The sequence below is a fragment of the Pseudonocardia xishanensis genome, assembly GCF_039541715.1.
GTDB classification, from domain to species: domain Bacteria; phylum Actinomycetota; class Actinomycetes; order Mycobacteriales; family Pseudonocardiaceae; genus Pseudonocardia; species Pseudonocardia xishanensis.
Genome location: NZ_BAABGT010000005.1, coordinates 1 through 21,035 on the forward strand (window position 1 = coordinate 1; position 21,035 = coordinate 21,035).

Here is a 21,035-nt window from a genome sequence, read left to right on the forward strand (position 1 = left end):
TCCCACAGCTCCAGTCTCCTTGCTAGATCAGGAGCCTCTCCACCGGCCAGGACGGTTCAGCCATGTGCTGGCGTCTCGCGCGCGTACGGAAACCAAGCCGGGCTTCGCGAGATGCGCAGATGACGGCGGAGCACATCCTGCTGACCTCCTGCGAAGACGGGGAGCATCGACACGCTCCAGCTGCGGCGCCGCAGCTGTCCGCCATTCCACAGCATTTCATATCTGGACGCAAGAGTTCATATAATGAAGCCCTGTCAGGTGGGTTCAAGAAGGATTCATTGGTTGAATGCTTGCTCTTCGATCTGAAGTCCGTGGAGATCGAGCCCGGGGTTCACCTCCCAAGTGGCAGGGGTGCACGAGCAATGCTGGTGCGGCGGCCGGACCGCGCTTCTCGCTGATGCCCGCTCGACCTGCTGGAGACCGACCGTCAGGCGATGCCCCCTACCAGCGGGTCCGCAGGTCGGCATGACCCAGCGGATCCGGCTGGCATGGGACTACTACTGCAGCGGCGGTTCGGCGTGTCGTGAGAGGGTGAGGGCTGTTCGGCGGTGATGATCACCGTGTGGTTGATGTTGCCGGGTGGGTGGCCTCGTTGGACGCGGTGGTGGAGCTGATCGCGAGTCGGTTGGCGGGTGGAGCCGCGGCGTCGGGTCGGTGCGTATCTGCGTGGGCTGCTGGCCGGGCTTGAGCGCAGGAACGGTTGGACGCTGGCCGAGCATGCGGGTGCAGTGTCGCCGGACGGGATGCAGCGGCTGCTGCGCACCGCTGGCTGGGATGTCGATGGAGTCCGCGACGACCTGCGCGTCTATGTGCTCGAGAACCTCGGCGAGAGACTGTCAGATGGTCTGTGTAACAAGATCCTCTTGAGTCGAGGAGTACACAGATGTCCGTGGTCGATGATCAGGACGCGCATCCGCTCGGTGCCGGCGCTCAGGTCGGTGGTGAGCCCGAGACGGCCCGTGACGCGGTGAACCGGATGATCGATGCCGGGCTGCTCGACGGGCTGATGTCCAAGGTGGATGCCGGTGAGCTCGCCCTGACCGGTGACGGAGGCTTCCTCCCTGAGATGATCAAAGCCGTGCTCGAGCGTTCAGACACTCCCTAGCGCGGCCGGGCCGTTGCCGTTGACGGTGGCGGGCATGAGATGGAAGGTGGGAGTGCTGCGGCCGGGACGGGAGAACGTCGACTGGACCGCCGCCGGTGTCGAGACAACCTGGACCCACACGCGACGGCGGGCGTGCGACGAGCTGCGAGAGCTGGTGGCGGTGGAGGGGGCGGGGATGGAGTACCGGATGCAGGTCGGTCCGGTCCCGGTGTACGTGTGGCCGGGCGCGGACGTGGATGGGTGGCTCGATCTCGACGACCTGACCGAGGGTCTCCTACCCGCGGACCTGTGACCGACGGGCGCGCAGGGCTCAGTTATTTCTTCTCGTGTCGTCGCCGGGATCGTCTGGATCGCGCGGGTCGAGGGTGTCGAGCTCGTCGAGGTCCTCGGCGAGCTGGGTGCTGCTGGCCTCGGCGACACCGGGGATCACGCCGAGCGCGGTGACGGTGTTCTGGTGTCGGGTCGCTGCGAGCAGGCGTCGGCGGGCGAGCGGGTCGTGATCGGCGCCCGCGGCGGTGGCGATGTCGAGTGCCAGCCGGCACAGATCGACGGCCCGGCCGTAGACGTCGACGAGTTCGCGGCGTGGCCCGGGTAGCAGGATGCGGGCGGCGTATCGCCGCGACGACCCGCTGCGGCGGCGTGCTCGGCATGAGCAGGCTTGAAAGGTGTCTTGGGCAGGCCGATTGTTCGGGCACGGCGGTCCGGCGGACGAAGAGGAGCGGCTGGTCGCGGGAGCCACGCCAACTACGGTGGCGGGGTGAGCGAGGATGGCGAACGAGGCGACAACGGCCGGGTGCCCCGCAAGCAGGCCGCGCCTCGGCGCAAGCTCCTGATGAGCGAGATCCTGGAGCAGGCCACGCAGCTGTTCGCCGAACGCGGCTACGATGGGACGACGCTGCAGGATGTCGCGGATGCGGTGGGTCTGAGCAGGCCGAACCTCTACAATTATGTGCGGAGCAAGGAGGAGCTGCTCGTCGCGATGGTCGAGGCGACCAGCCAGGAGGCTGCGAGCTCGCTCCGGGCAATGAGGCAGCGGGCGGACCTCGATCCCACGCAGAAGCTGCGGGCGCTCGTGCGAGAGCTCGTCCTGCAGCGGGCCAACAACCCGGCCCAGTTCCGGACGCTCGACCGCAGCGAGCAGGCCCTGCCCTCCGACATCGCGGAGCGTCACCTGGACTCGCGCCGGGCCGTGCTGCGCGAGATCACGGGGGTGCTCGACGAGGGCATCGTGGCCGGCCTCTTCCGCCCGCTCGACAGCCGCGTCACGGCATTGTCGATCATCGGCATGTGCAACTGGGTGGCCTGGTGGTTCCATCCCGCACCCGCTCATCCGGCCGAGCCGGTGGCCGAGCAGATCGCGGCCGACGCCGTGGCCATGGTCGTGCAGGTCGACAAGCGTCGCCCCAGCGCGCCGACGCCGCTCGGCGCCGTCGCGCTCCTGCAGCAGGACCTCGACTACCTGGCCAGGTTGCTCCGCGTCGAAGACTGACCGATACGCAGGCGTCAGTTTCTTGACGTGTGTGCCAGACCGCCTTACGCTCGTGTCCGCATCATTCGACGCGGAAGGAGCCCTCCCGATGTCCACCTCGGAACGAGCGCACGTGGTCCGCGGGGTAGACCACGCCGCGTTCCCGACGTTCGACCCCCGGGCGACCATCACGTTCTACCGGGACGTGCTGGGATTCCCGGTCGTGCACGCGACCTGCGCCCTGGGTTGGGGTCCCGGCGACCACCCGGACTTCATTCACTTCTTCTTCGACATCGGCAAGGGCGACCGGCTGGCGTTCTTCTACTACTTCGGGGTCGAGCCATACCGGGACACCGCGATCCCGGATCTGATCCACCGCGCGCGGCACCTGGCGATCCACGTGGACTCCGAGGAGCACCTGCTCGAGTACCGTCGCCGGCTCGATGCGAGCGACTGGCAGTGTGAGCTGCAGGTCCGCCACGAGACCGTCGAGTCGATTTACGTGACCGACCCCAACGGCTACCTGATGGAGATCACGCGCCCGTTGCGGGCGATCACGGTCGAGGACGACATCGACGCGAACGTCAGCGTCGACGCCCTCATGGACGTGGCCGGTGAGAACGACCCGACGCTGGAGAAGTTCTTCGCGCGCAAGGCGAAGCTCATCGCCGAGCGCCATGCGGGCGAGGCCGAGCTGGTGACGTTCGCATGACCGTCCTATACGTCCTCGACGTCGACGACTTCCGGCCGCTGGCCGAGGTCGCGAGTAAAGACCCGGACACGACCGTCCGCCGCCGCGGGCCCTATCTCGAGGTCGAAGCGGTCGGCGAGATCCGGATCGAGCGCGGTGCGACCGGCTGCCGCAACGCGGTCTGGTACAGCTCGGTCGCCGCCGTCGAAGGCGGTCGGGTGTCGCGCTGGGACAAGGTCGAGCTGGTTGTCGAGCCGCGGGAGGACACACCGTGAGCCCCGTCGCCGTCGACCGTCTCGGCGCGGGGCGAGACGTCGCCACGGCCACGGCACCACCAGGCGTCACGATCGCCACCCACCAGCTGACGACCGCGGACGGGGCCAAGGTGGAGGGCGTCCTGCACGCCCTCGACGGCGCCACCGCGGTGGTCACGGTCATGCACCCTCGGCAGTCGCTGACCCACCACCCCATGATCCCCGAGTTCCTGCGGGCGGGGGTGTCGGTCTGGACCCAGGGCACCCGGTCGCCGAACAACGACATCGCGTTGGTGCACGAGCAGGCCCTACTCGACGCGGCGGCCGGGCACGTCCTGCTGCGCGACCTGGGCTTCGAGACGGTGCTGACCTTCGGCCACTCCGGCGGCGGCACACTCTCCGCCTTCTACATCGAGCAGGCCGCGACGGAGCCCGAGCGTCGGTTCGACGTGACGCCGGCGGGCAGGCCGGTCCCGCTGCCCGGCACGCGGATGCCCCTGCCGGACGGGGCGATCCTCCTCGCCCCGCACCCCGGGCAGGGGCAGGTGCTGCGCCACTGCATCGACCCGTCGGTCCTCGAAGAGTCGGACCCGATGTCGGTGGACCCCGAGCTCGACATGTACTCGGCCCGGAACGGGTTCGCCGCACCGCCCGAGCCGAGCCGCTACTCGGCGGACTTCGTCGCCGCATACCGCGCCGCCCAGGCCGAACGGATCGCCCGGATCGACGCGCGGGCGCTCACCGCGGCCGACGAGGTGGCGCGCTCGCGAGCCCGGTTCAGCACGAGCAAGGACCCGGCCGACCGGCGGGCCGCACTGGCGCCGCGCATCCTCACCACCTACCGGACCGACGCGGACCCGGCCTACGTGGACCCGACCATCGAGCCCAACGACCGCCACTACGGGTCGCTGTTCGGGCACCGGCCGGACCTGATCAACTACGGGCTCGTGGGGTTCGGCAGGCTCACCACCCAGGACTCCTGGCTCTCGACCTGGTCGGTGAACCACACCCGCGCGGACTTCGTGCGCTGCGCCCCCGGCGTCACGGTCCCGACGCTCTACCTGGAGTTCAGCGGCGACCAGGCGGCGCGACCCGCCGCGGGCGCCCGGATGGTCGCCGCCCTCGGGGCGGCCGACCTCACCCACCACGTCGTGCGCGGACAGCATTTCGGCCAGCCCGTGGCCGAGGGCGAGCCGACCGGCTACGCAGCCGCTGCCGTGCACGTCGACCACTGGCTCGCCGACCGCTTCGGCACCGCACCACCACACGGAAAGAGGTGACCCACGTGGGCTCCGTCGGAGTCGTCTACGACAGCGGGTTCGGCCACACCGCCGCCCAGGCACGGGCGGTCGGGGAGGGCGCTGCCGCCGTCCCCGGGACCGAGGTCTCGCTGTACTTCGCCGAGGAGGTCGCCCTCGACCTCCGGCAGCTCGACGGGTGCGACGCGCTGATCTTCGGCACCCCCACCTACATGGGCAGCGGCTCCGCCGTGTTCAAGACGTTCATGGAGGCGAGCTCCAAGATCTGGCTGGACCAAGGCTGGAAGGGCAAGCTGGCCGCCGGTTTCACCAACTCCAGCGGGCATTCGGGGGACAAGCTCAGCACCCTGACCCAGCTGTGGCTCTTCGCGATGCAGCACGGGATGGCCTGGCTCGGCCTGGGCCTGCTCGACGGCAACGGGCGCAGCTCCGGCTCGGACGCCGAGCTCAACCGGTTGGGCGCCTATGCGGGCGCGATGGCCCAGTCCAACTCGGACCAGGGGCTGGAAGGCATGAAGGCCAGCGACCTGCGCACCGCCGCGGCGCTCGGTGAGCGCGTCGCGCGGCAGGTGGCGCTGTGGAAGGGGACCGGACTGTGAGGATCCTGGTAGTCGGCGGCGGACCCGCCGGCCTGTTCTTCTCCCTCCTCGCGAAGCGGGCCGTGCCCGCGGCGACGGTGCACGTGCGCGAACAGAACCCGCCCGGGGTGACCTACGGCTGGGGCGTGGCGTTCAGCGAGAGCGCGGCCGAGGCGCTGCGACCCGCCGCCCCGGATGTCGTCGACGCCCTGACCGCGGGGATGAGCCACGAGGCGATGGTGCTCAGTCTCGACGGGACGGACGTCCCGGTGCACGTCGGGCGGAGTTTCCTCAACGCCCGCTGGACCCTGCTGGCGGAGCTCGAGCGGATCGCCGGGGCCGCAGGCGTGACCGTCGAGCACGACGCGGAGGCCGCCGTCACCGAGGCCGAGCTGGCGGGCTGGGATCTCGTCGTCGGCGCGGACGGGGTGAACAGCCGGACCCGGCAGTCCTTCGCCGAGCACCTCGCGCCCGTCGAGGAGCTGGGCACGAACTGGCTGGCCTGGTACGGCACTCCGAAGGCCTACCCGCCGTCGATCATCCTGCAGAACAGCGACCACGGCCTGCTGATGAGCCACGCCTCGCAGTTCTCGCCCGAGATGAGCAACTTCACCGTCGAGGTCGGCCAGGAGACCTTCGACCGGCTCGGGTTCGGCGAGATGAGCGAGGAGGAGTCGCGGGCCCTGTGCGAGGAGCTGTTCGCGGGCTCGCTCGACGGCGCCCCGCTGGAGAGCAACCACTCGCCCTGGTTCCAGACGAAGTTCCTCAGCTGCGCCCACTGGACCCACCGCAACCTCGTCCTGATCGGCGACGCGCTGCACACCGTGCACCCGTCGATCGGGTCGGGCACCCGCTTCGCGATGCGGGACGCCGTCTACCTGACCAAGGCCCTCGCCGGATCCGGCTGGGACGTCGAGGTCGGCCTCAAGGAGTTCGAGCGCACCCGCAGGCCCGTCGCGGACGCCTTCCAGGCCGCGGCCAAGCGCAGCATCGACTGGTACGAGGGCCTGCCCGGCCGCACGATCACCCACCCCACCAAGTTCGCGCTGGAGTACCTCATGCGCACCGGCCGGGTGTCCTACCGCGACTTCCGCCGCCAGAACCGCGATGTGGTGCTCGGCTACGAGCGCGACCTACGCTGACGCCCCCACGAGAGAGACGTGCGATGACGCTCGCTTCCGACACCACGATCGTCCGCTACCCACCCGAGGTCGAGGCCCGCTACGTCCGCGAGGGCCTCTGGGAGGCGCCGACGATCGCGGAGCACCTCCACCGGATCGCCCTCGAGCACCCGACGACCGCCGCGGTGGTCTGCGGCGCGGACACCCTGACCTTCGCCGAGCTGGACCGGCTCAGCGACCTGCGGGCGGCCGGGCTCGCCGGCCTGGGGCTCGAGCCCGGCGGTGCCGTCCTGCTGCAGGTGCACAACACCGTCCACACGGTCGTAGCGTGGTACGCCCTGCTCAAGGCAGGTCTGGTGCCGGTCTGCACGCTGCCGCTCCACCGTGGACACGAGATCGCCGAGATCGCCAGCCAGACACGGCCCGTCGCCCACCTGGTCGCCGCCGCGGACCCGCGCTTCGACCTGGTTGCCTTCGCCTTCGAGCAGGCGGTGGGTGCCGAGCGGACGGTCCTCGTGTCCGACGGCGCCGCGTCCGACCCCCGTGCGGTCGAGCTCGATCACCTCGGGGACGACATCGATCCCGCGGCGGCCCGTGCGCTCGTCGAGCGGGTGCAGGCGGGGCTGGGCGTGCAGGCCCTCGCGGCGTTCCAGCTGTCCGGCGGCACGACAGGGGTGCCCAAGGTGATCCCGTGCCTGCAGGCCCCGTACTGGCTCTACGGTGCGAGCCTGGCCCGGGCGATGGGGTGGGGCCCCGGTGACCGGATGGCCTTCATGATGCCGATCGTGCACAACGCCGGGGTGATCATCGGGCTGCAGGGCCCGCACAGCGTCGGCGCGACGCTCGTGCTCGGGGTGCCGGACGCGCGGGCCGCGGTGGATCTCGTGGTCCGCAACGAGGCCACCGACCTGCTCCTCGGCCCGTTCGCCTACGACATCGCCCTCGACGACGGGCTCGCCGCGGCAGGGTCCCTGCGCCGGGTTCTCTTCAGCGGCAAGAAGGTCCCCCGCGCCCACGTCGACGCCCTGGACGCCCGCGGGGTCTGGGCCGGACAGATCTTCGGGATGAGCGAGGGGCTGTGTCTGACCACCCCGCTCGACCACCCGCTCGACGCCCGGGCGGACAGCGTCGGTGTCCCCATCTCGGACGCGGACGAGATCCGACTGTACGAGCCGGGGACCGAGGACGAGGTGGCTCCCGGCGAGGTGGGTGAGCTCTGCACCCGCGGCCCTTACACGCTGCGCGGCTACTTCGACTCCGCCGAGCACAACCGCCGAGCCTTCACCACCGACGGGTTCTACCGCACCGGGGATCTGATGGCGGAGCGGACCATCGCGGGCGCGCGGTGCTACACCGTCGAGGGCCGGATCAAGAACATGATCAGCCGAGGTGGAGAGAAGATCAACACCGAGGAGGTCGAGCTGCTGCTCGGATCGCACCCGGCGATCTCCGAGGCGGCGCTGGTCGCGATGCCCGACCCGCGGCTCGGCGAACGGGCCTGCGCCTTCGTGGTGACGAGGGAGGGCGCGGAGATCGACCTCGACGCCGTCCGGGTCCACTTCGAGCGCCTGGAGGTCGCGAAGTACAAGTGGCCGGAGCGCATTGAGGTGCTGGGCGAGATGCCGCGGGTCAGCCAGGTCGGCAAGATCGACCGCACCCGGCTCCGGCGGCTCGCCGAGGACCTGTCCCCACGGGTGTAACGGCGGGTGGACGGAGGCGACGATCGTCGCGAGTGTCGAAGGAGGACCGAGATGATGGCGACGACGTCGGCGCACCTACCCCTAGGCAGGCACACCCGGATCCAGACCACCGCCCTCGACGAGGCCGAGGAGGCAGCGGGCCGGGTGATGTCGGCACACCGGCTGCGCGCCACCCGGCCGCGGGAGTTCGGCTCCCGGCTCCATGCCGTCGCCATCGGCTCCTCGACGTTGCTCTCCGCCGTCTACGAGGGCGAGGCCGAGGTCACGGGCCGGGTCCCGATGGACTACTACACCGTCGTGCTCGTGCTCGGCGGCGGGATGGACGTCGCGACCGACCTCGGACGACACCGGATCGCGGCGGGCCGGGCCTGCGTGATCTCCCCGGGTGAGCGGCTGCACCTGCGGTTCGCCCCCCGCACCGCGCAGGTCGCGGCGAAGCTGCCGCGGACCGTCGTCGACCAGGCGTTCTCCCGGATCGGGACGGAGCCGCAGCACGGCCTGACCTTCGACCTGCGCGTGCCGGACGACTCGCCGTGGCCCGGGCTGCTGCGGCTGGCGGCGTCCACGGTGGACCGGTTCGACAGCGGCGTCCTGCCCCCGGGCGCCGCCGCCGAGCTGGAGCGCATGCTGGTCACGGCCCTGCTGCTGGCCCAGCCGCACGACCACGCCGAAGCGCTGACCCGGGGTGGTGGGGCGCGTGGCCACCGGGCGGCGGGTGTCGTGGCCGAGGCGGTCGCGGCCGACCCGGTCGCGCCCCTGCGGCCCGAGGAACTGGCCGCCGCGGCGGGGGTCTCGCTGCGCACGTTGCAGGAGGGCTTCCGGTCGCGGTTCGGCACCACCGTCACCGGCTACCAGCGCGAGCAGCGCCTCGTGCGCGCCCATCGGATGCTGTCCGCCCCCACGGACGGCGCGACGGTCGCGGACATCGCCCTGAGCTGTGGGTTCGTCCACCTCGGGCGGTTCGCGCAGGACTACCGCACCCGCCACGGCATCACACCGTCCGCCACCCTCCACGGCGCCCGCCGGGCGGAGGGGCGACGACGGTGATCGCACGAGGGCGAGGCGCTCGCGGTGCGGCGGTCGCGTCCTGCGGACATCGCCGCGTCGACCGGATAGACCGCGCGGGCCTGCCGAGCCACGCTGAGCGCACCCGTCAGTGCAGACGAAGGAGTCGTCATGACCACCACACCTGCTGCCTTCGACCATCTCGACGGCACCCTGCCCGCCACCGAGGTCCGTCGCGCCCACGCCGAGATGCGCGAGCGCTGCCCGGTGGTGCACAGCGACCGCCACGGTGGTTTCGACTACCTGACCCGGTACGAGAACGTCCGCGGCGCCTTGAACGACCCGGCGGCGTTCTCCTCCGCCGACGGGGTGAAGATCCCCGCCAACCCGCTGCTCCCGCGGGTCCCGGCCCTGGAGTTCGACGAGCCCGAGCACGCCGAGTGGCGGCGGGTCCTCGACGGACCTCTCACCCCGCGTGCCGTGCGGGCGTTCGAGCCGGTGATCACCGAGGTCGTCGACCTGCTGATCGACGCCTTCGCCGGGTCGGGGAAGGCGGACCTCGTCGACCAGCTCGCCGAACCACTGCCCGCGATCGTGATCGGTCGCATGATCGGGCTCGAGCAGCCGGAGGCCGTGCGGGCCCGCGGCATCGCCGCCGCGCTCTACGCCGCGATGGGCACCGCCGATTTCCCCGCGCGATTCGCCGAGTTCCACGACACCACCCAGCGGTGGTTGGCCGCCCGCCGCGAGCACCCGCGCGACGACCTGTTGACGCAGATGGCGAACGGTGTCGTCGAGGGCAAGACCATCGACGAGGCGGGCGCGACCGGGTTGCTGCTCGCCTACATCGTCGGTGGCCACCATTCCACGGGGTCGGCACTCGGCGGGTTGATCCGGCACGTCCTCACCCAGCCCGGGCTGCGCGACGACCTGGTCGCCGATCGGAAGGCGATGCCGCGGGTCATCGAGGAGAGCCTGCGGCTGACCACGCCACTGCAGCTGTTCGCGCGCACGGTCCGGTGCCCGGTGCGGGTCGGCGACCACGAGCTCGCGGAAGGCGGTCGGGTGCTGCTCGACCTGGCCGCCGCGAACCGCGACCCGCGCGAGTTCAGCGATCCCGACACCTTCGACCGGGGCCGCACCCGCAACCGGCACGTCACCTTCGGGGCAGGCGCACACGTGTGCCAGGGGCAGCACCTCGCCCGGGCCGAGCTGCGGATCGCGCTGGGTAGGCTCCTCGACCGGGTCCCGGACCTGCGGCTCGACGGGGAGCCCGTCGAGAGCGGCCTGGTCGGCGGGTCGCTGATGACGCACCACGCCCTGCCCGTCGTCTTCACCCCGGAGGACCCGCGGTGATGGACGAGATCGGCGTCGCCGTCGACGCGCGCACCCGCCTCGCGGACGACGTCGTGGAGTTCGTGCTGCGGCCCGTGGCCGGAGGGGAGCTGCCCACATGGGAGCCCGGCGCCCACGTCGACGTCCAGATCGACGGGGCGGGCGGAGAGCCGCTGGTCCGGCAGTACTCGCTGTGCGGCGACCCGGCGGACCGCACGGCCTACCGGATCGCCGTCCTGCGACAGCAGGCCGGACGCGGTGGCTCCGCGTGGCTGCACGACCGCGTCGTGGTGGGCGACAAACTCCTCCTGCGCGGGCCGCGCAACCACTTCCCGCTCGAGGAGGCATCGGGCCACCTGTTCCTCGCGGGCGGCATCGGCGTCACCCCGCTGCTGGCCATGGTCCGCCGGGTCGCGGCGGGCGGGGCGGCGTGGTCGATGCACTACGGCGGCCGCAGCCGGGCAGCGATGGCCTACCGCGAGGCGTTGGCCGAGGTCCCCGGCGGGCGGCTGACCGTCGTCCCGCGGGACGAGTCGGGGCTGATCGACCTGGCCGCCGCGCTCGACGCGGTGCCCGCCGACACCGTCGTCTACTGCTGCGGTCCCGAACCGCTGCTCGCCGCCGCCGAGGCGGCGTGCGCCAGCCGCGGGTTCCGGCTGCGGACGGAGCGTTTCGCGCCCCGGGACGGGGACCCGACCGCCGAGGACCGCGCGTTCACCGTGGAGATCGCCTCGACCGGGGCGGAGGTGTTCGTGCCCGCGGGCCGGTCGATCGTGGATGTCCTGGTGGAGGCGGGTGTCGACGTCCTCACCTCGTGCGAGGAGGGCACCTGCGGAACCTGTGAGACCCCCGTCCTGTCGGGCGTCCCCGATCATCGCGACTCCGTGCTGACCGACGAGGAGCGGGCCGCGGGGGACCGGCTCCTGCCGTGCGTCTCGCGGTGCCTCGGCTCCCGGCTCGTGCTCGACCTGTAGACACATCCCCCGAAAGGACAACGATGTCTGACACCACCCCGCCCACCGCGACCGGCCGTCCCTGGCGGGTCGCGATCGCAGGCCTCATCGGCACCACCATCGAGTGGTACGACTTCTTCATCTACGCACTGGCGGCCACGCTCGTGTTCGCCCCGCAGTTCTTCCCGAGCACGTCGAGCCTGGCGAGCACGTTGGCGGCCCTGTCGACATTCGCCATCGGCTTCGTTGCCCGCCCCATTGGCGGTGCGCTGATCGGCCACTTCGGCGACCGCGTAGGCCGCAAGAAGATGCTGGTCGTGTCGCTGCTCGTGATGGGCGTCGGGACGGCGCTCATCGGGGTGCTGCCGACCTACGAGACGATCGGCGTGGTCGCCCCAGTCCTGCTGGTGCTGGTGCGGCTGGCCCAGGGCCTCGCGGTGGGCGGCGAGTGGGGCGGTGCCACCCTGCTCGCGCTCGAGCACGCCAAGACCCCGGCGCAGCGGACGTTGTTCAGCTCGCTGCCCCAGGTCGGCCTGCCGCTGGGCGTGGTCCTGTCCAGCATGGTGTTCCTGATCGTGCGCCTGTCCGTCGGGGACGAGGGCTTCGTGACGTGGGGCTGGCGCGTCCCGTTCCTCGCCAGCGCCGTGCTCGTCGTGATCGGCCTGGTGATTCGCCTGAAGCTCGACGAGAGCCCCGAGTTCGAGCGGCTGCGGGCGCGCAACTCGGTCCGCCGCGCGCCGATCGCGGACGTGTTCCGGGCCCCGCGGATCTGGGTCCCCGCCTCGGGCGTGACCATCGCGGCCTCGGTTCTAGGCAACCTGCTCCTCGCCTTCGTGCTCGGCTACGCCGCGCAGGCCAAGCTGCACAGCGCCTCGACGATGCTGACGGTCACGATGGTCGCCGCGCTGCTCTGGAGTGTGGCCCTGCCGCTCGCGGCGGTTCTGGCCGGGCGATATGGCCGCAGGCCGGTCCTCGTCGCGGGGATCGTGGCCATGGGCGTGTGGGCGTTCCCCTACTTCGCCTTGGTGGAGTCGGGGTCGACGGTCGGCGTCTTCGTCGGGTCGATCGTCGCGGCGCTGACGATCGCCCTGATGACGGGCCCGTACGGCGCCTACCTCACCGAGGCCTTCCCGGCCGAGATCCGGTACAGCGGCGCCTCCGTCGCGTACGGGATCAGCGGGGTCCTGGGCGGTGCCTGTGCGCCCATCGTCGCGACCCTGCTGGCGAGCTCGACCGGTGGGCTCACCGCGGTGGCGGGGTACGTCGCCGTCGCTGCATTCGTCAGCCTGATCGCCACGCTGGCCCTCCGCAGCCCCTTCCGCGTGGACGACAGCACCGGATCGACGGCCTCAGCTGCTGAGCCGGCGACCAACGCCTAGCGCACTTCCGATACGCCCGAGCGGACGATCCGCTCGGGCGTGCGCGCGTGCGTCGACTGTCCGCGGAATCGGCACACACGGTGGTTTCCAGGACGAAACGACTCAGATGGCGTGGCCTCCTTCGTGGCCTCCAACTGGTTTCCTGAGATACCGGAGATGCCTCATCTCAAGCCGCTGAGCAGCGGCGATGCCATCGATGCCGGTCGGGAACGCGTGGACGGCAATTCTCGTAATGCGTAGGTCTGGGGTTCGACTCCCCAAGGCGGCTCCACAGTTTCCGCAGGTCAGAGACCTGCGGCTGTTCGATGAGTGCGTTCAGTCGTGTTGGCCCGACGCACTCGCAGAAACGATGTTTCAGCAGGCTGTCGACCTGCCTCGGCCCTGCTCAACGGGGTCGTGGTGATCGTCTTCGACTGAGAGCCCGTGGCATGACGGGACTCATGCCACGGGCGAGTGCGTAGCTCGGACTGACTGAGGTAGGCACTGGGCTTGTGTCCCTGGGGCCGGTCGGCATTGCGAGAGCGATCCCAGCTCGCCATCAGCGCAAGGTGAGTCTCGTCGAGCGGATCGACCAGGCCGAGCTCGTCGTCGCTCCTCTCTGATCGTCGGCGACCGCTTGGCCGTGGCATCGTGAGATTCGTGGCGACCGGAGATCTCGAGCGTGAGCTCGCTCGGCTGCGCGCAGAGAACTCGCGTCTGCTGCGGCTGCTGGGGATGACGGCCGAGCAGGCCCGCACTCCGGCGGCGTCTCAGTCGGGGCTGTTCCTGGAGCGCCCCGGCATGGTCACCGCGTCATCGACGCCCGAGGCGAAGGTCGCCTTCTTCAGGGCGTTGTTCGCGGCCCGCGAGGACGTCTACGCGATCCGCTGGGAGAACGAGAGATCGGGAAAGTCGGGCTGGGTACCGGCGGTGGCCGGTGGATGGCGGAAGGGCACGACCCGCCCGTACCTGCGGCTTCGTGACGAAGTGGTCGCAGCGCACCTGTCGGGCCGCGACCACATCGGGCTGTACCCGCTGATGCCGGGGGACACCTGCCGCTGGCTCGCGGCGGACTTCGACGGGCCTGCCGCAATGCTCGACGCGTTGGCCTATCTCAAGGCGGCCAGGGCGGCCGGTGTTCCGGCGGCGCTGGAGGTGTCCCGCTCGGGGGTCGGCGCGCACGCGTGGATCTTCTTCGCTGGCGCGGTACCTGCCACGACGGCGAGAGCTCTAGGAATGGGCCTGCTCTGGGAGGCGATCGCCGTCCGGGGGCGGATGGATCTACGCAGCTACGACCGGCTCTTCCCATCCCAGGACGTCCTGCCGTCCGCGGGTGGCATCGGGAACCTGATCGCTGCTCCCCTCCACGGCCGGGCACGCAAGGATGGCGCGACGGTGTTCCTCGACCTCAGCACTCTCGAGCCATACGAGGACCAGTGGGCCTACCTGTCCGGAGTACGCCGACTGTCTCCCTCCGAGGTCGCCCGCCTCGCCGACCGGGTCGGCGTAGTGAAGGTGGGTGGCGCGGTCGAGCGCTTCGCCCCCGCGACGTCGACGCAGACGAGGCCGGAACCTGCGGCGGTGGTCGGGCTACGGCTGGAGGCTGGCTGCGAGGTATCCGTATCGGACCTGACGCCGGCCGCGTTGGCGACGCTCAAGCACGCGGCGTCGATGAGCAACCCGCTGTTCGGCGAGCGACAGCGCCGTCGGCTGTCGACGTGGAACGTGCCCAGGTTCCTGCTCAGCTACGACGAGACCGTCGACGGCCGCCTCGTCCTGCCCCGCGGGCTCGGTGAGCGGGCCGTGTCGGTGCTGGAGGAGGCGGGGAGTCGCGTCGAGATCAGCGACGAGCGCACCGACGGGGGGAGTCATGCCTTCGAGCTGTCGGTGACGCTGCGCGAGGACCAGGCTGCAGCCGTCTCTGCCCTCGCGGCTCACGACCTCGGTGTGCTCGTCGCGGAGCCGGGTGCGGGAAAGACGGTCATGGGGTGTGCGCTGATCGCGGAGCACGGTGTCAGTGCTCTGGTTCTGGTCGACCGCAAGACGTTGGCAGACCAGTGGCGGAGCCGGATCACAGACCTGCTGGGCGTTCGCGCAGGTCAGCTGGGTGCCGGACGGTCCTCACTGCGGGGCGTCGTCGACGTTGTCACTCTGCAGACGCTGGCCCGCCGTCAGGATGTCGCGGAGCTGACCGCCGGCTACGGGCTCGTTCTCGTCGACGAGTGTCATCATCTTCCCGCCGCCGCGTTCGAGAACGCAGCCCGGCAGATCCGGGCGCGGCGATGGTCGGCTTGACCGCGACCCCTTACCGGCGCGACGGGCTCGATGAGCTCATCCACCACCAGCTCGGTCCGATCCGGCACACGGTGACGCCTCCGCCGGCGGGCACTCTGGGCGCCGCCGATGCCCCGGAGCGGCTCCTGACGGTGCATCCGACCTCGTATGAGTACCTCGGGGACGCGGATCCGTCGAAGCCGGGAGGAATGGCGGCGATCTACCGTGACCTGGCCGCTAACGAGGCGCGTAGGGACCAGGTCGTCGGTGACGTGCTCAAGGCGTTGGGGCGCGGGAGGAACTGCCTCGTCCTGACGCAGTGGAAGGGCCACGTGGAGTCGCTTGTGACGAGGCTGCGGGAAGAGGGACGAGACCCTGTGGTCCTGCGAGGAGGCATGGGTGCCCGCGAACGCAAGAGTGCGCTGGCCCGTCTCGAGCCGGGCGCGGCGCCGCTGCTCGTCGTGGCGACGGGGCCCTACGTGGGCGAGGGTTTCGACTGTCCTGCTCTCGACGCCCTGTTCCTCGCTGCGCCGATCGCTTTCAAGGGACGCCTCGTCCAGTTCGTGGGCCGAGTGCTCAGGCCGCACCCCGGCAAATCCACGGCAGAGGTTCACGACTACCACGACGAGCTGACCGCCGTGCTCGCCTCGTCGCTGGCCAAGCGGGCCCCGGGATATACGTCCCTCGGCTTTCCCCATCCCCGAGACTCGATCCTTGCCTCGCGCTGAGTGGGGGCTACGAGTTTCCGTCGAAGATCGCTGCGCCTGCCCGCGTCACGCTGGCCAGCCAGGGACCTGGGTGCTCGGCGACGAGCTTCTCGATCTCGTTCCACCAGCGCAGCCAGAGGCGGAGCTGCTCGAACAGGGTCAGCTGCCCGCCGGTGGTCTGGAAGCACGCTCGGACGCCGTGGTCCAGTAGCGCCTGGCGTTCGAGGGGGCGGCTGCGGATGCGCTTGTCGCGGGTGAGGACGACGAGACCGGCCTGGCCGACAAGTGGGAGCCACTCGTGGTCTCTGGCGCCTGCCGGTACGAGGTCGCCAGGTCCGCCGGGCCACGTGATGTCGCCGCGGACGTACTGGAGGGCCTGGGCGACGCCGATGCTGTTCTCGTCGAAGAACCGGCGTGGAGTCTGGAGACGAGCGGGCACGTGTCAGGCGGCTCGGGCGAGCTCGCCGTGGCGGCGCTCGAACTCGACGACCTGCTCGACATCGTCGACAGAGATCGAGTAGATCTGCGCGACTCGGCCCGGTTCCTCGCCTGCGCCGACCAACTCGGCGACGATCTCCGTGCGCACTCCGACGTTCGGGATGGTCGGCTCGCCGAAGCTGCGTGTGGGGTCGAGGACGATCGGCTTGCCCCTTCCGAGCGGGAAGAGTCGCTCGGCGACGTCGCCTGCGTCGTTGAACTCGACCTTGTCGAGGAACGCGACGGCCGGGTCCGACGGCATCAGGGTTCCGTCGCGGCCGAGGATGACGATGTTCAGCGCCGGGTCGAGGCCGACGAACTCCTGTGCCTCGAGCGCGAGCTCTCGGCCCGAGGTGTACGGCTTGAGCGTGGCGAGCGGGTACGGGACCTGGAGGCGGTCGCGAAGGAACCCGATGACGGGGCGTAGGTACTGCAGGGTGACTCGCTTGGCCCGGTACTCCCGCAGGTAGCCGGCCTCGATGAACTCGCCCCAGGTGACTGTGTCCACTCCGGTGGAACGTTCGCGAATCACGGGGGCGTAGGTCGTGCTCCCGCGCTCGTAGCCGTCGATCCAGCGGCGCAGGCCGTCGGTGCGCAGCCCGAGGAGCCGCGCGGCCTGGCTCATGCCGTAGACCGGGCGGTCGAGCAGCTCCGCGCTGTTCTCACCCACGAGCGTCAGTGTGCACCATGGGACCGACGACTTCGTCGAGGTTGCGGGCACTGCCTGGCATGGCTCGTGGCATGAGGTCGGAGTTTGACCTGCTACGTCAGTGCCGTAGGTGCCGTGAGCCGCGCGATCGGTGCTGGTAGAGCCCTGAGCGACGCACATCGGTTGCCTCGTAATGCGTAGGTCTGGGGTTCGACTCCCCAAGGCGGCTCCGCAGGTCAGACGTACAGTCCGGCCGTCATTGCACGACCCATGGACTGTCTCATGGCACGGTTCGTGGCACGAGTGGGCCGATAGTCTCCGATTCATGGCATCGACCGGCCGCCGTCGGCGCGAGCGCGGCAACATCACTTGGCTTCCGAGCGGCTCGGCGCGAGTCAGCGTGTACGCCGGCATTGACCAGCTGACAGGCAAGGAGATCCGCCTCCGAGAGACGGTTTCTGCCCGACCGACGCGGCGGGAGACCGAGCGCGAGGCGGAGAAAGTCCAGACACGCCTGTTGAACCAGGTCGACGAACGGCGGAGCCCGCGAACCGAGGCGACCGTCAACGAGCTGCTCGACCGCTGGCTGGATGTCCTCGATGTCGAACGGAAGACGCGCGTCAACTACGTCTCGAAGATCGAGAAACATGTCCGGCCGACGATCGGCGGGCTTGCTGTCGGCCGCGTCAAGGTCGAGACCGTCGAGGGACTCTACGGGTCGATGCGGCGGTGCCGAGATCATTGCCGGGGACGAAAGTTCGTTCAGCATCGAACCAGCCGTGAGCACTTCTGCGACGAGCACACAGTGCGACGCAGATGCTCGAAGGTCGTCACGGGTGACCAGTCGGCGCCGTGTCGGTGGTGCGACCGAATCTGCCGCGATCACGTGTGCTCACCGTTGGCAGCTGGAAGCATCCGTGTCGTCCACGCGATCCTGAGCGGGGCATTCTCACGAGCCGTCAGATGGGGCTGGATTGCGACCAACCCGATCGACCAGGTCGAGGCGCCATCGGTGCCGCGCCCGAACCCGGATCCGCCCTCGGCGGCCGAGGCGGCCGAGCTCCTCGCCGAGGCCTGGAAGGACGAGGACTGGGGCACCCTTGTGTGGTTCACCATGACCACGGGCGCCCGTCGCGGCGAAATCTGTGGGATGCGGTGGTCTGACCTGGACCTGGCGACCGGAGTAGCGGTGTTCCGCAGCAGCATCGGTCAGATTGCAGGTCAGCAGTGGGAGAAGGACCCCAAGACGCACCAGCACCGTCGGGTGACTCTCGATGCGGAGTTGGTCGAGGTGCTGCTCGAGCACCGGCAGCGGTGCGACGAGCGGGCGCACGCGGTGGATACGACAGTCCGCCGCGACGGCTTCGTGTTTTCCCCGGTGCCTGACTGCAGCCGGCAAACGAGCCCGGATACGGTGACGCAGCGATACGGGCGGATGGCCCGTCGTCTGGGCATCGATACCCACCTGCACTGCCTGCGGCACTACTCCGCAACGGAGTTGATCGCTGCAGGCGTCGACATCCGAACCGTTGCCGGTCGGCTGGGCCATGCCGGCGGCGGCGCGACGACTCTTCGCACCTATACCGCGTTCGTGCTCGAAGCTGACCAACGTGCGGCGAAGGCGCTCGCCGCCAGGCGCCCTCGTCCGAATCGGCCGGCCGCCGCGAGCTGAGCAAGCTCGGCCCCTACGGTGGGTCCGTGAGCGATCGCGAGACAGTCTCGACGTTTGGGAGTGCCTCGGCAGCCGCGGTTCTCCGTTCCGCCTGCACGATGATCGGCGAGTCGGCGTCGGGAGCTGAGCTTCTGCGCCTGGGCGAGAACGCGATCTTCCGTCTCGCCGCGGCACCAATCGTCGTCCGCATCGCACGCGGCATGGATCGATGGGAGGACGCGACCAAAGAGGTCGCCGTGTCGGTCTGGTTGGCTGACAAGGGAATCTCAGCAGCGCGGGCCGCCAACATCCCCCAGCCAGTTGCCGTTGACGGCCATCCCGTCACTTTTTGGCACTTCATCGACGGGCGGTCGGGGAACAATGGCGACGTGCGTGAGCTGGGTGCAGTCCTGCGCAGGCTCCATGGTCTGGAGGCGCCTCCAGACCTTTTCGGACAGTCTGAGTCGCCGTTACTGCGTGTCGGCCAACGGATCGCTGGTGCGCCCGTTTCTCCGGACGACAAGACATACCTCAGCGCACTTGCTGACCGCCTCAGCGACGACCTCGAGCGGACCCCCTTCGTCATGCCACCTTGTGTGACTCATGGGGACGCTCACGTGCAGAACTTGATGTTCGCTGACGGCCGTTCGATCCTCATCGACTTCGAACGGGTCGGATTTGGCCAGCCGGAATGGGATCTGTCGGTAACCGCGACCGAGTTCGTCACCGCGAAGTTCTGGACTCGGTCTGACTATCAGGACTTTGTCGAGTCCTACGGATTCGATGTAACCGCGTGGCCCGGGTTCGATGTGCTTCGTCGGGTGCAGGAACTAAAGATGACGACCTGGCTGATGCAGAACGTGCGGGAGTCACCGGAGATCCAGTCTGAGTTCGAGCGGCGCATGGCGGTGATCCGGGCTGGCCGCCCAGACGGGGCGTGGCGCGCGTTTTAGCTCGACACGTCTCTGGCAAGCACAGTCGCCGACAGTGCAACGAGTTCGGCGACAAGCGGCGACCGCGGGTGAGCCCCGGCAACTGAACGCAGGAAGTCGCGGACGTACCGCTGGTACCGGCTCGACTGCAGCGGCCCGGCCAACTCAATGGCGTGTCGTGCCGTTGTGACCGCCTCCTCGAGGTGGCCGCCTTCGAGGGAGCCCGCAGCGGTCACGAGGTTGATGAACGCCCTGGTGCGCGTCGGAGTATCCGCCGTTGCAATCGCGAGTGCGCCGAAGTGGCGTGTCTCAACTGGCCGGCGCAGGTCGCGAAAGCAGTGCGCAGCCTCACCGGCGAGCTCCTCAGGCGTGAAGTAGCTGATCCAGCCGGGTTCCGAGGCATCGACTGCTCGATCCAGGGACTGCTCGGCTCGGTGCAGGGCGGAGGCGCAGCCAGCGCCGTCGTCGAGTGAGGCCAGAGCACGGGCTTCCATCGCGTTGAGCATCGCCGTGACTCGCCCGGAATGGCACCGTGCGGCGGCGTGCTGAGCTGCGCGCGCGAGCTCGATGGCGTTCTGGAAACTACCCAGGTAGTTGGCCTGGTGGCTGAGATTTGCCAAGAGGCGTGCGGCGAGGAGGTCGTCACCAGCCTCCTTCGCGAGGCGCAGGGAATGCACAAAGTAGCGCTGCGCTGCACCGTGGCGGCCAGCATCGTAGGCGCTCCACCCCAGCATCTGGGCGAGTTCGGCAGTCGCGATGAACAGATCGTTCCTGCGTCGTAATGGCAGCGCATCGAACAGCGGGAGGACCTGATCTCGGAAATAGAAGAGTAGGAGCTTCCGGGTATGGCCGCCGCCGAGTTGGAAGTCGAGATCCATGAGGTGTGCTGTGGTCCGCCTGATGGCGTCGGCGTTCAGCGCGCGGCCATCTGAGTCGTCCTCAGCGAGAGCATGCGTGTGCCCGAACAGGTACCGACTAACGATCGCAGGCACGGCATCTTCATCCCAGCCCAGTAGTTCGCGCGCGTCCGGTGTTTCGAGGTCGGTACTCGCGACGAGCGACAAGGTTTGCGCCGAGTCGCCGACATCGAGTGGATAGCTGACTGCGGTCACCGCCTTCTGTGGGCTCGCGCCATCGTCGACACCGGCCGTGAAGCCGAGTGCCGCGGCCGTGAGGGTGCGCCCGAGGCGCTCGGACAGAGCTGAGACGATGAGGAGAGCGGTCTCAGGTCGGGGCTGTGTGCCGTCAAGCCATCGTTTCACCGAGACGTGGTCGGCCGAGCTGCTTTCGCCCCGTTGCGCGGCGAGGTCGCGAATGCGCCTTGCCAGACCCTTGCGGCTCATCCCGGACGCATCGAGAGCGCGCATGAACGCCGCGTTCGGCCGACTCATGGATGCCTCCCTTGGGGGGCATGTGCACCCCCGTGCACCCCCTGTGCACAGATGCACCCCATGAGCACACTGTAAGTCGCGAGGCTGTCACTGTTTGCTGATTTGCATGAAGAGCGCGACGGCAATG

At 69.7% G+C, this 21,035-nt stretch carries 20 protein-coding genes and 2 pseudogenes; 19 read left to right on the forward strand and 3 right to left on the reverse strand.

Going from position 1 to position 21,035, the window contains the following annotated elements:
* Positions 1–562: 562 nt before the first annotated feature.
* The 17 genes and pseudogenes from ABD993_RS01755 to ABD993_RS01835 form a co-directional block, all read left to right on the forward strand.
* Positions 563–830, forward strand: a pseudogene (locus tag ABD993_RS01755) (IS701 family transposase); the annotation flags it as partial.
* Positions 831–883: 53 nt separating this feature from the next.
* Positions 884–1,090, forward strand: a pseudogene (locus ABD993_RS01760) (hypothetical protein); the annotation flags it as partial.
* A gap of 49 nt (positions 1,091–1,139) precedes the next feature.
* Entirely contained in the window at positions 1,140–1,397 is a 258-nt protein-coding gene (locus ABD993_RS01765) for a hypothetical protein (protein WP_345411996.1), read from the forward strand.
* A 162-nt stretch (positions 1,398–1,559) separates the two neighbouring features.
* On the forward strand, positions 1,560–1,700 hold the full coding sequence (locus ABD993_RS01770) for a hypothetical protein (RefSeq protein WP_345411997.1): 141 nt from the start codon (positions 1,560–1,562) through the stop codon (positions 1,698–1,700).
* 162 nt (positions 1,701–1,862) lie between these two features.
* Positions 1,863–2,594, forward strand: coding sequence for a TetR/AcrR family transcriptional regulator (locus ABD993_RS01775; RefSeq protein WP_345411999.1), 732 nt, complete (start codon positions 1,863–1,865; stop codon positions 2,592–2,594).
* Positions 2,595–2,682: 88 nt separating this feature from the next.
* The gene (locus ABD993_RS01780) at positions 2,683–3,285 is read left to right on the forward strand and encodes a VOC family protein (protein ID WP_345412001.1); all 603 of its coding nucleotides are present in this window, start codon (positions 2,683–2,685) and stop codon (positions 3,283–3,285) included.
* Entirely contained in the window at positions 3,282–3,539 is a 258-nt protein-coding gene (locus ABD993_RS01785; protein ID WP_345412003.1) for a hypothetical protein, read from the forward strand. Before ABD993_RS01780 ends, ABD993_RS01785 begins: the two co-directional genes overlap by 4 nt.
* The gene (locus ABD993_RS01790) at positions 3,536–4,798 is read left to right on the forward strand and encodes an alpha/beta hydrolase (RefSeq protein ID WP_345412005.1); all 1,263 of its coding nucleotides are present in this window, start codon (positions 3,536–3,538) and stop codon (positions 4,796–4,798) included. The genes ABD993_RS01785 and ABD993_RS01790 overlap by 4 nt, the downstream gene beginning before the upstream one ends.
* Before the next feature lie 5 nt (positions 4,799–4,803).
* Positions 4,804–5,376 carry a flavodoxin family protein gene (locus ABD993_RS01795; protein WP_345412007.1) on the forward strand — a complete coding sequence of 191 codons (573 nt, stop codon included), beginning with the start codon at positions 4,804–4,806 and terminating at the stop codon, positions 5,374–5,376.
* Positions 5,373–6,497, forward strand: coding sequence for an FAD-dependent monooxygenase (locus ABD993_RS01800; protein ID WP_345412009.1), 1,125 nt, complete (start codon positions 5,373–5,375; stop codon positions 6,495–6,497). The genes ABD993_RS01795 and ABD993_RS01800 overlap by 4 nt, the downstream gene beginning before the upstream one ends.
* A gap of 23 nt (positions 6,498–6,520) precedes the next feature.
* Positions 6,521–8,176 carry an AMP-binding protein gene (locus ABD993_RS01805; protein ID WP_345412011.1) on the forward strand — a complete coding sequence of 552 codons (1,656 nt, stop codon included), beginning with the start codon at positions 6,521–6,523 and terminating at the stop codon, positions 8,174–8,176.
* A 51-nt stretch (positions 8,177–8,227) separates the two neighbouring features.
* A complete protein-coding gene (locus ABD993_RS01810; RefSeq protein WP_345412013.1) occupies positions 8,228–9,223 on the forward strand; it encodes an AraC family transcriptional regulator in 996 nt (331 codons plus the stop codon).
* A gap of 129 nt (positions 9,224–9,352) precedes the next feature.
* Positions 9,353–10,537: a cytochrome P450 gene (locus ABD993_RS01815; RefSeq protein WP_345412014.1), complete on the forward strand. Its 1,185-nt coding sequence runs from the start codon at positions 9,353–9,355 to the stop codon at positions 10,535–10,537.
* Complete coding sequence (locus tag ABD993_RS01820) at positions 10,537–11,490, forward strand: PDR/VanB family oxidoreductase (protein WP_345412085.1); 954 nt, start codon at positions 10,537–10,539, stop codon at positions 11,488–11,490. The genes ABD993_RS01815 and ABD993_RS01820 overlap by 1 nt, the downstream gene beginning before the upstream one ends.
* Positions 11,491–11,513: 23 nt before the next feature.
* Positions 11,514–12,848, forward strand: coding sequence for an MFS transporter (locus ABD993_RS01825; RefSeq protein WP_345412016.1), 1,335 nt, complete (start codon positions 11,514–11,516; stop codon positions 12,846–12,848).
* 639 nt (positions 12,849–13,487) lie between these two features.
* Entirely contained in the window at positions 13,488–15,122 is a 1,635-nt protein-coding gene (locus tag ABD993_RS01830) for a TOTE conflict system archaeo-eukaryotic primase domain-containing protein (protein ID WP_345412018.1), read from the forward strand.
* Positions 15,110–15,829 (forward strand): DEAD/DEAH box helicase, encoded by a 720-nt coding sequence (locus ABD993_RS01835; RefSeq protein ID WP_345412020.1) that lies wholly within the window; start codon positions 15,110–15,112, stop codon positions 15,827–15,829. Before ABD993_RS01830 ends, ABD993_RS01835 begins: the two co-directional genes overlap by 13 nt.
* Positions 15,830–15,836: 7 nt before the next feature.
* Here ABD993_RS01835 and ABD993_RS01840 read toward each other — a convergent pair whose 3' ends face one another.
* Both ABD993_RS01840 and ABD993_RS01845 read right to left on the reverse strand, forming a co-directional pair.
* Positions 15,837–16,247, reverse strand: a complete 411-nt coding sequence (locus tag ABD993_RS01840) for a PIN-like domain-containing protein (RefSeq protein ID WP_345412022.1) — start codon at positions 16,245–16,247, stop codon at positions 15,837–15,839.
* A gap of 3 nt (positions 16,248–16,250) precedes the next feature.
* Positions 16,251–16,955, reverse strand: coding sequence for a DUF433 domain-containing protein (locus ABD993_RS01845; protein WP_345412024.1), 705 nt, complete (start codon positions 16,953–16,955; stop codon positions 16,251–16,253).
* 304 nt (positions 16,956–17,259) lie between these two features.
* Here ABD993_RS01845 and ABD993_RS01850 point away from each other — a divergent pair, with 304 nt between their 5' ends.
* Both ABD993_RS01850 and ABD993_RS01855 read left to right on the forward strand, forming a co-directional pair.
* Positions 17,260–18,606: a tyrosine-type recombinase/integrase gene (locus tag ABD993_RS01850; protein WP_345412026.1), complete on the forward strand. Its 1,347-nt coding sequence runs from the start codon at positions 17,260–17,262 to the stop codon at positions 18,604–18,606.
* 26 nt (positions 18,607–18,632) lie between these two features.
* Positions 18,633–19,538, forward strand: a complete 906-nt coding sequence (locus tag ABD993_RS01855; RefSeq protein WP_345412028.1) for a phosphotransferase enzyme family protein — start codon at positions 18,633–18,635, stop codon at positions 19,536–19,538.
* Here ABD993_RS01855 and ABD993_RS01860 read toward each other — a convergent pair.
* Entirely contained in the window at positions 19,535–20,908 is a 1,374-nt protein-coding gene (locus tag ABD993_RS01860; protein ID WP_345412030.1) for an NsdA family TPR-like regulatory protein, read from the reverse strand. The genes ABD993_RS01855 and ABD993_RS01860 overlap by 4 nt on opposite strands.
* Positions 20,909–21,035 lie beyond the last annotated feature (127 nt).

What these genes read in the sequence shown, in the direction of transcription:
- ABD993_RS01825 (WP_345412016.1), top strand. Translation starts at nt 11,514, where the DNA reads ATGTCTGACACCACCCCGCCCACCGCGACCGGCCGTCCCTGGCGGGTC.
- ABD993_RS01810 (WP_345412013.1), top strand. Translation starts at nt 8,228, where the DNA reads ATGATGGCGACGACGTCGGCGCACCTACCCCTAGGCAGGCACACCCGG.
- ABD993_RS01815 (WP_345412014.1), top strand. Translation starts at nt 9,353, where the DNA reads ATGACCACCACACCTGCTGCCTTCGACCATCTCGACGGCACCCTGCCC.
- ABD993_RS01805 (WP_345412011.1), top strand. Translation starts at nt 6,521, where the DNA reads ATGACGCTCGCTTCCGACACCACGATCGTCCGCTACCCACCCGAGGTC.
- ABD993_RS01835 (WP_345412020.1), top strand. Translation starts at nt 15,110, where the DNA reads ATGGTCGGCTTGACCGCGACCCCTTACCGGCGCGACGGGCTCGATGAG.
- ABD993_RS01860 (WP_345412030.1), bottom strand. Translation starts at nt 20,908, where the DNA reads ATGAGTCGGCCGAACGCGGCGTTCATGCGCGCTCTCGATGCGTCCGGG.
- ABD993_RS01765 (WP_345411996.1), top strand. Translation starts at nt 1,140, where the DNA reads ATGAGATGGAAGGTGGGAGTGCTGCGGCCGGGACGGGAGAACGTCGAC.
- ABD993_RS01820 (WP_345412085.1), top strand. Translation starts at nt 10,537, where the DNA reads ATGGACGAGATCGGCGTCGCCGTCGACGCGCGCACCCGCCTCGCGGAC.
- ABD993_RS01780 (WP_345412001.1), top strand. Translation starts at nt 2,683, where the DNA reads ATGTCCACCTCGGAACGAGCGCACGTGGTCCGCGGGGTAGACCACGCC.
- ABD993_RS01850 (WP_345412026.1), top strand. Translation starts at nt 17,260, where the DNA reads ATGGCATCGACCGGCCGCCGTCGGCGCGAGCGCGGCAACATCACTTGG.
- ABD993_RS01785 (WP_345412003.1), top strand. Translation starts at nt 3,282, where the DNA reads ATGACCGTCCTATACGTCCTCGACGTCGACGACTTCCGGCCGCTGGCC.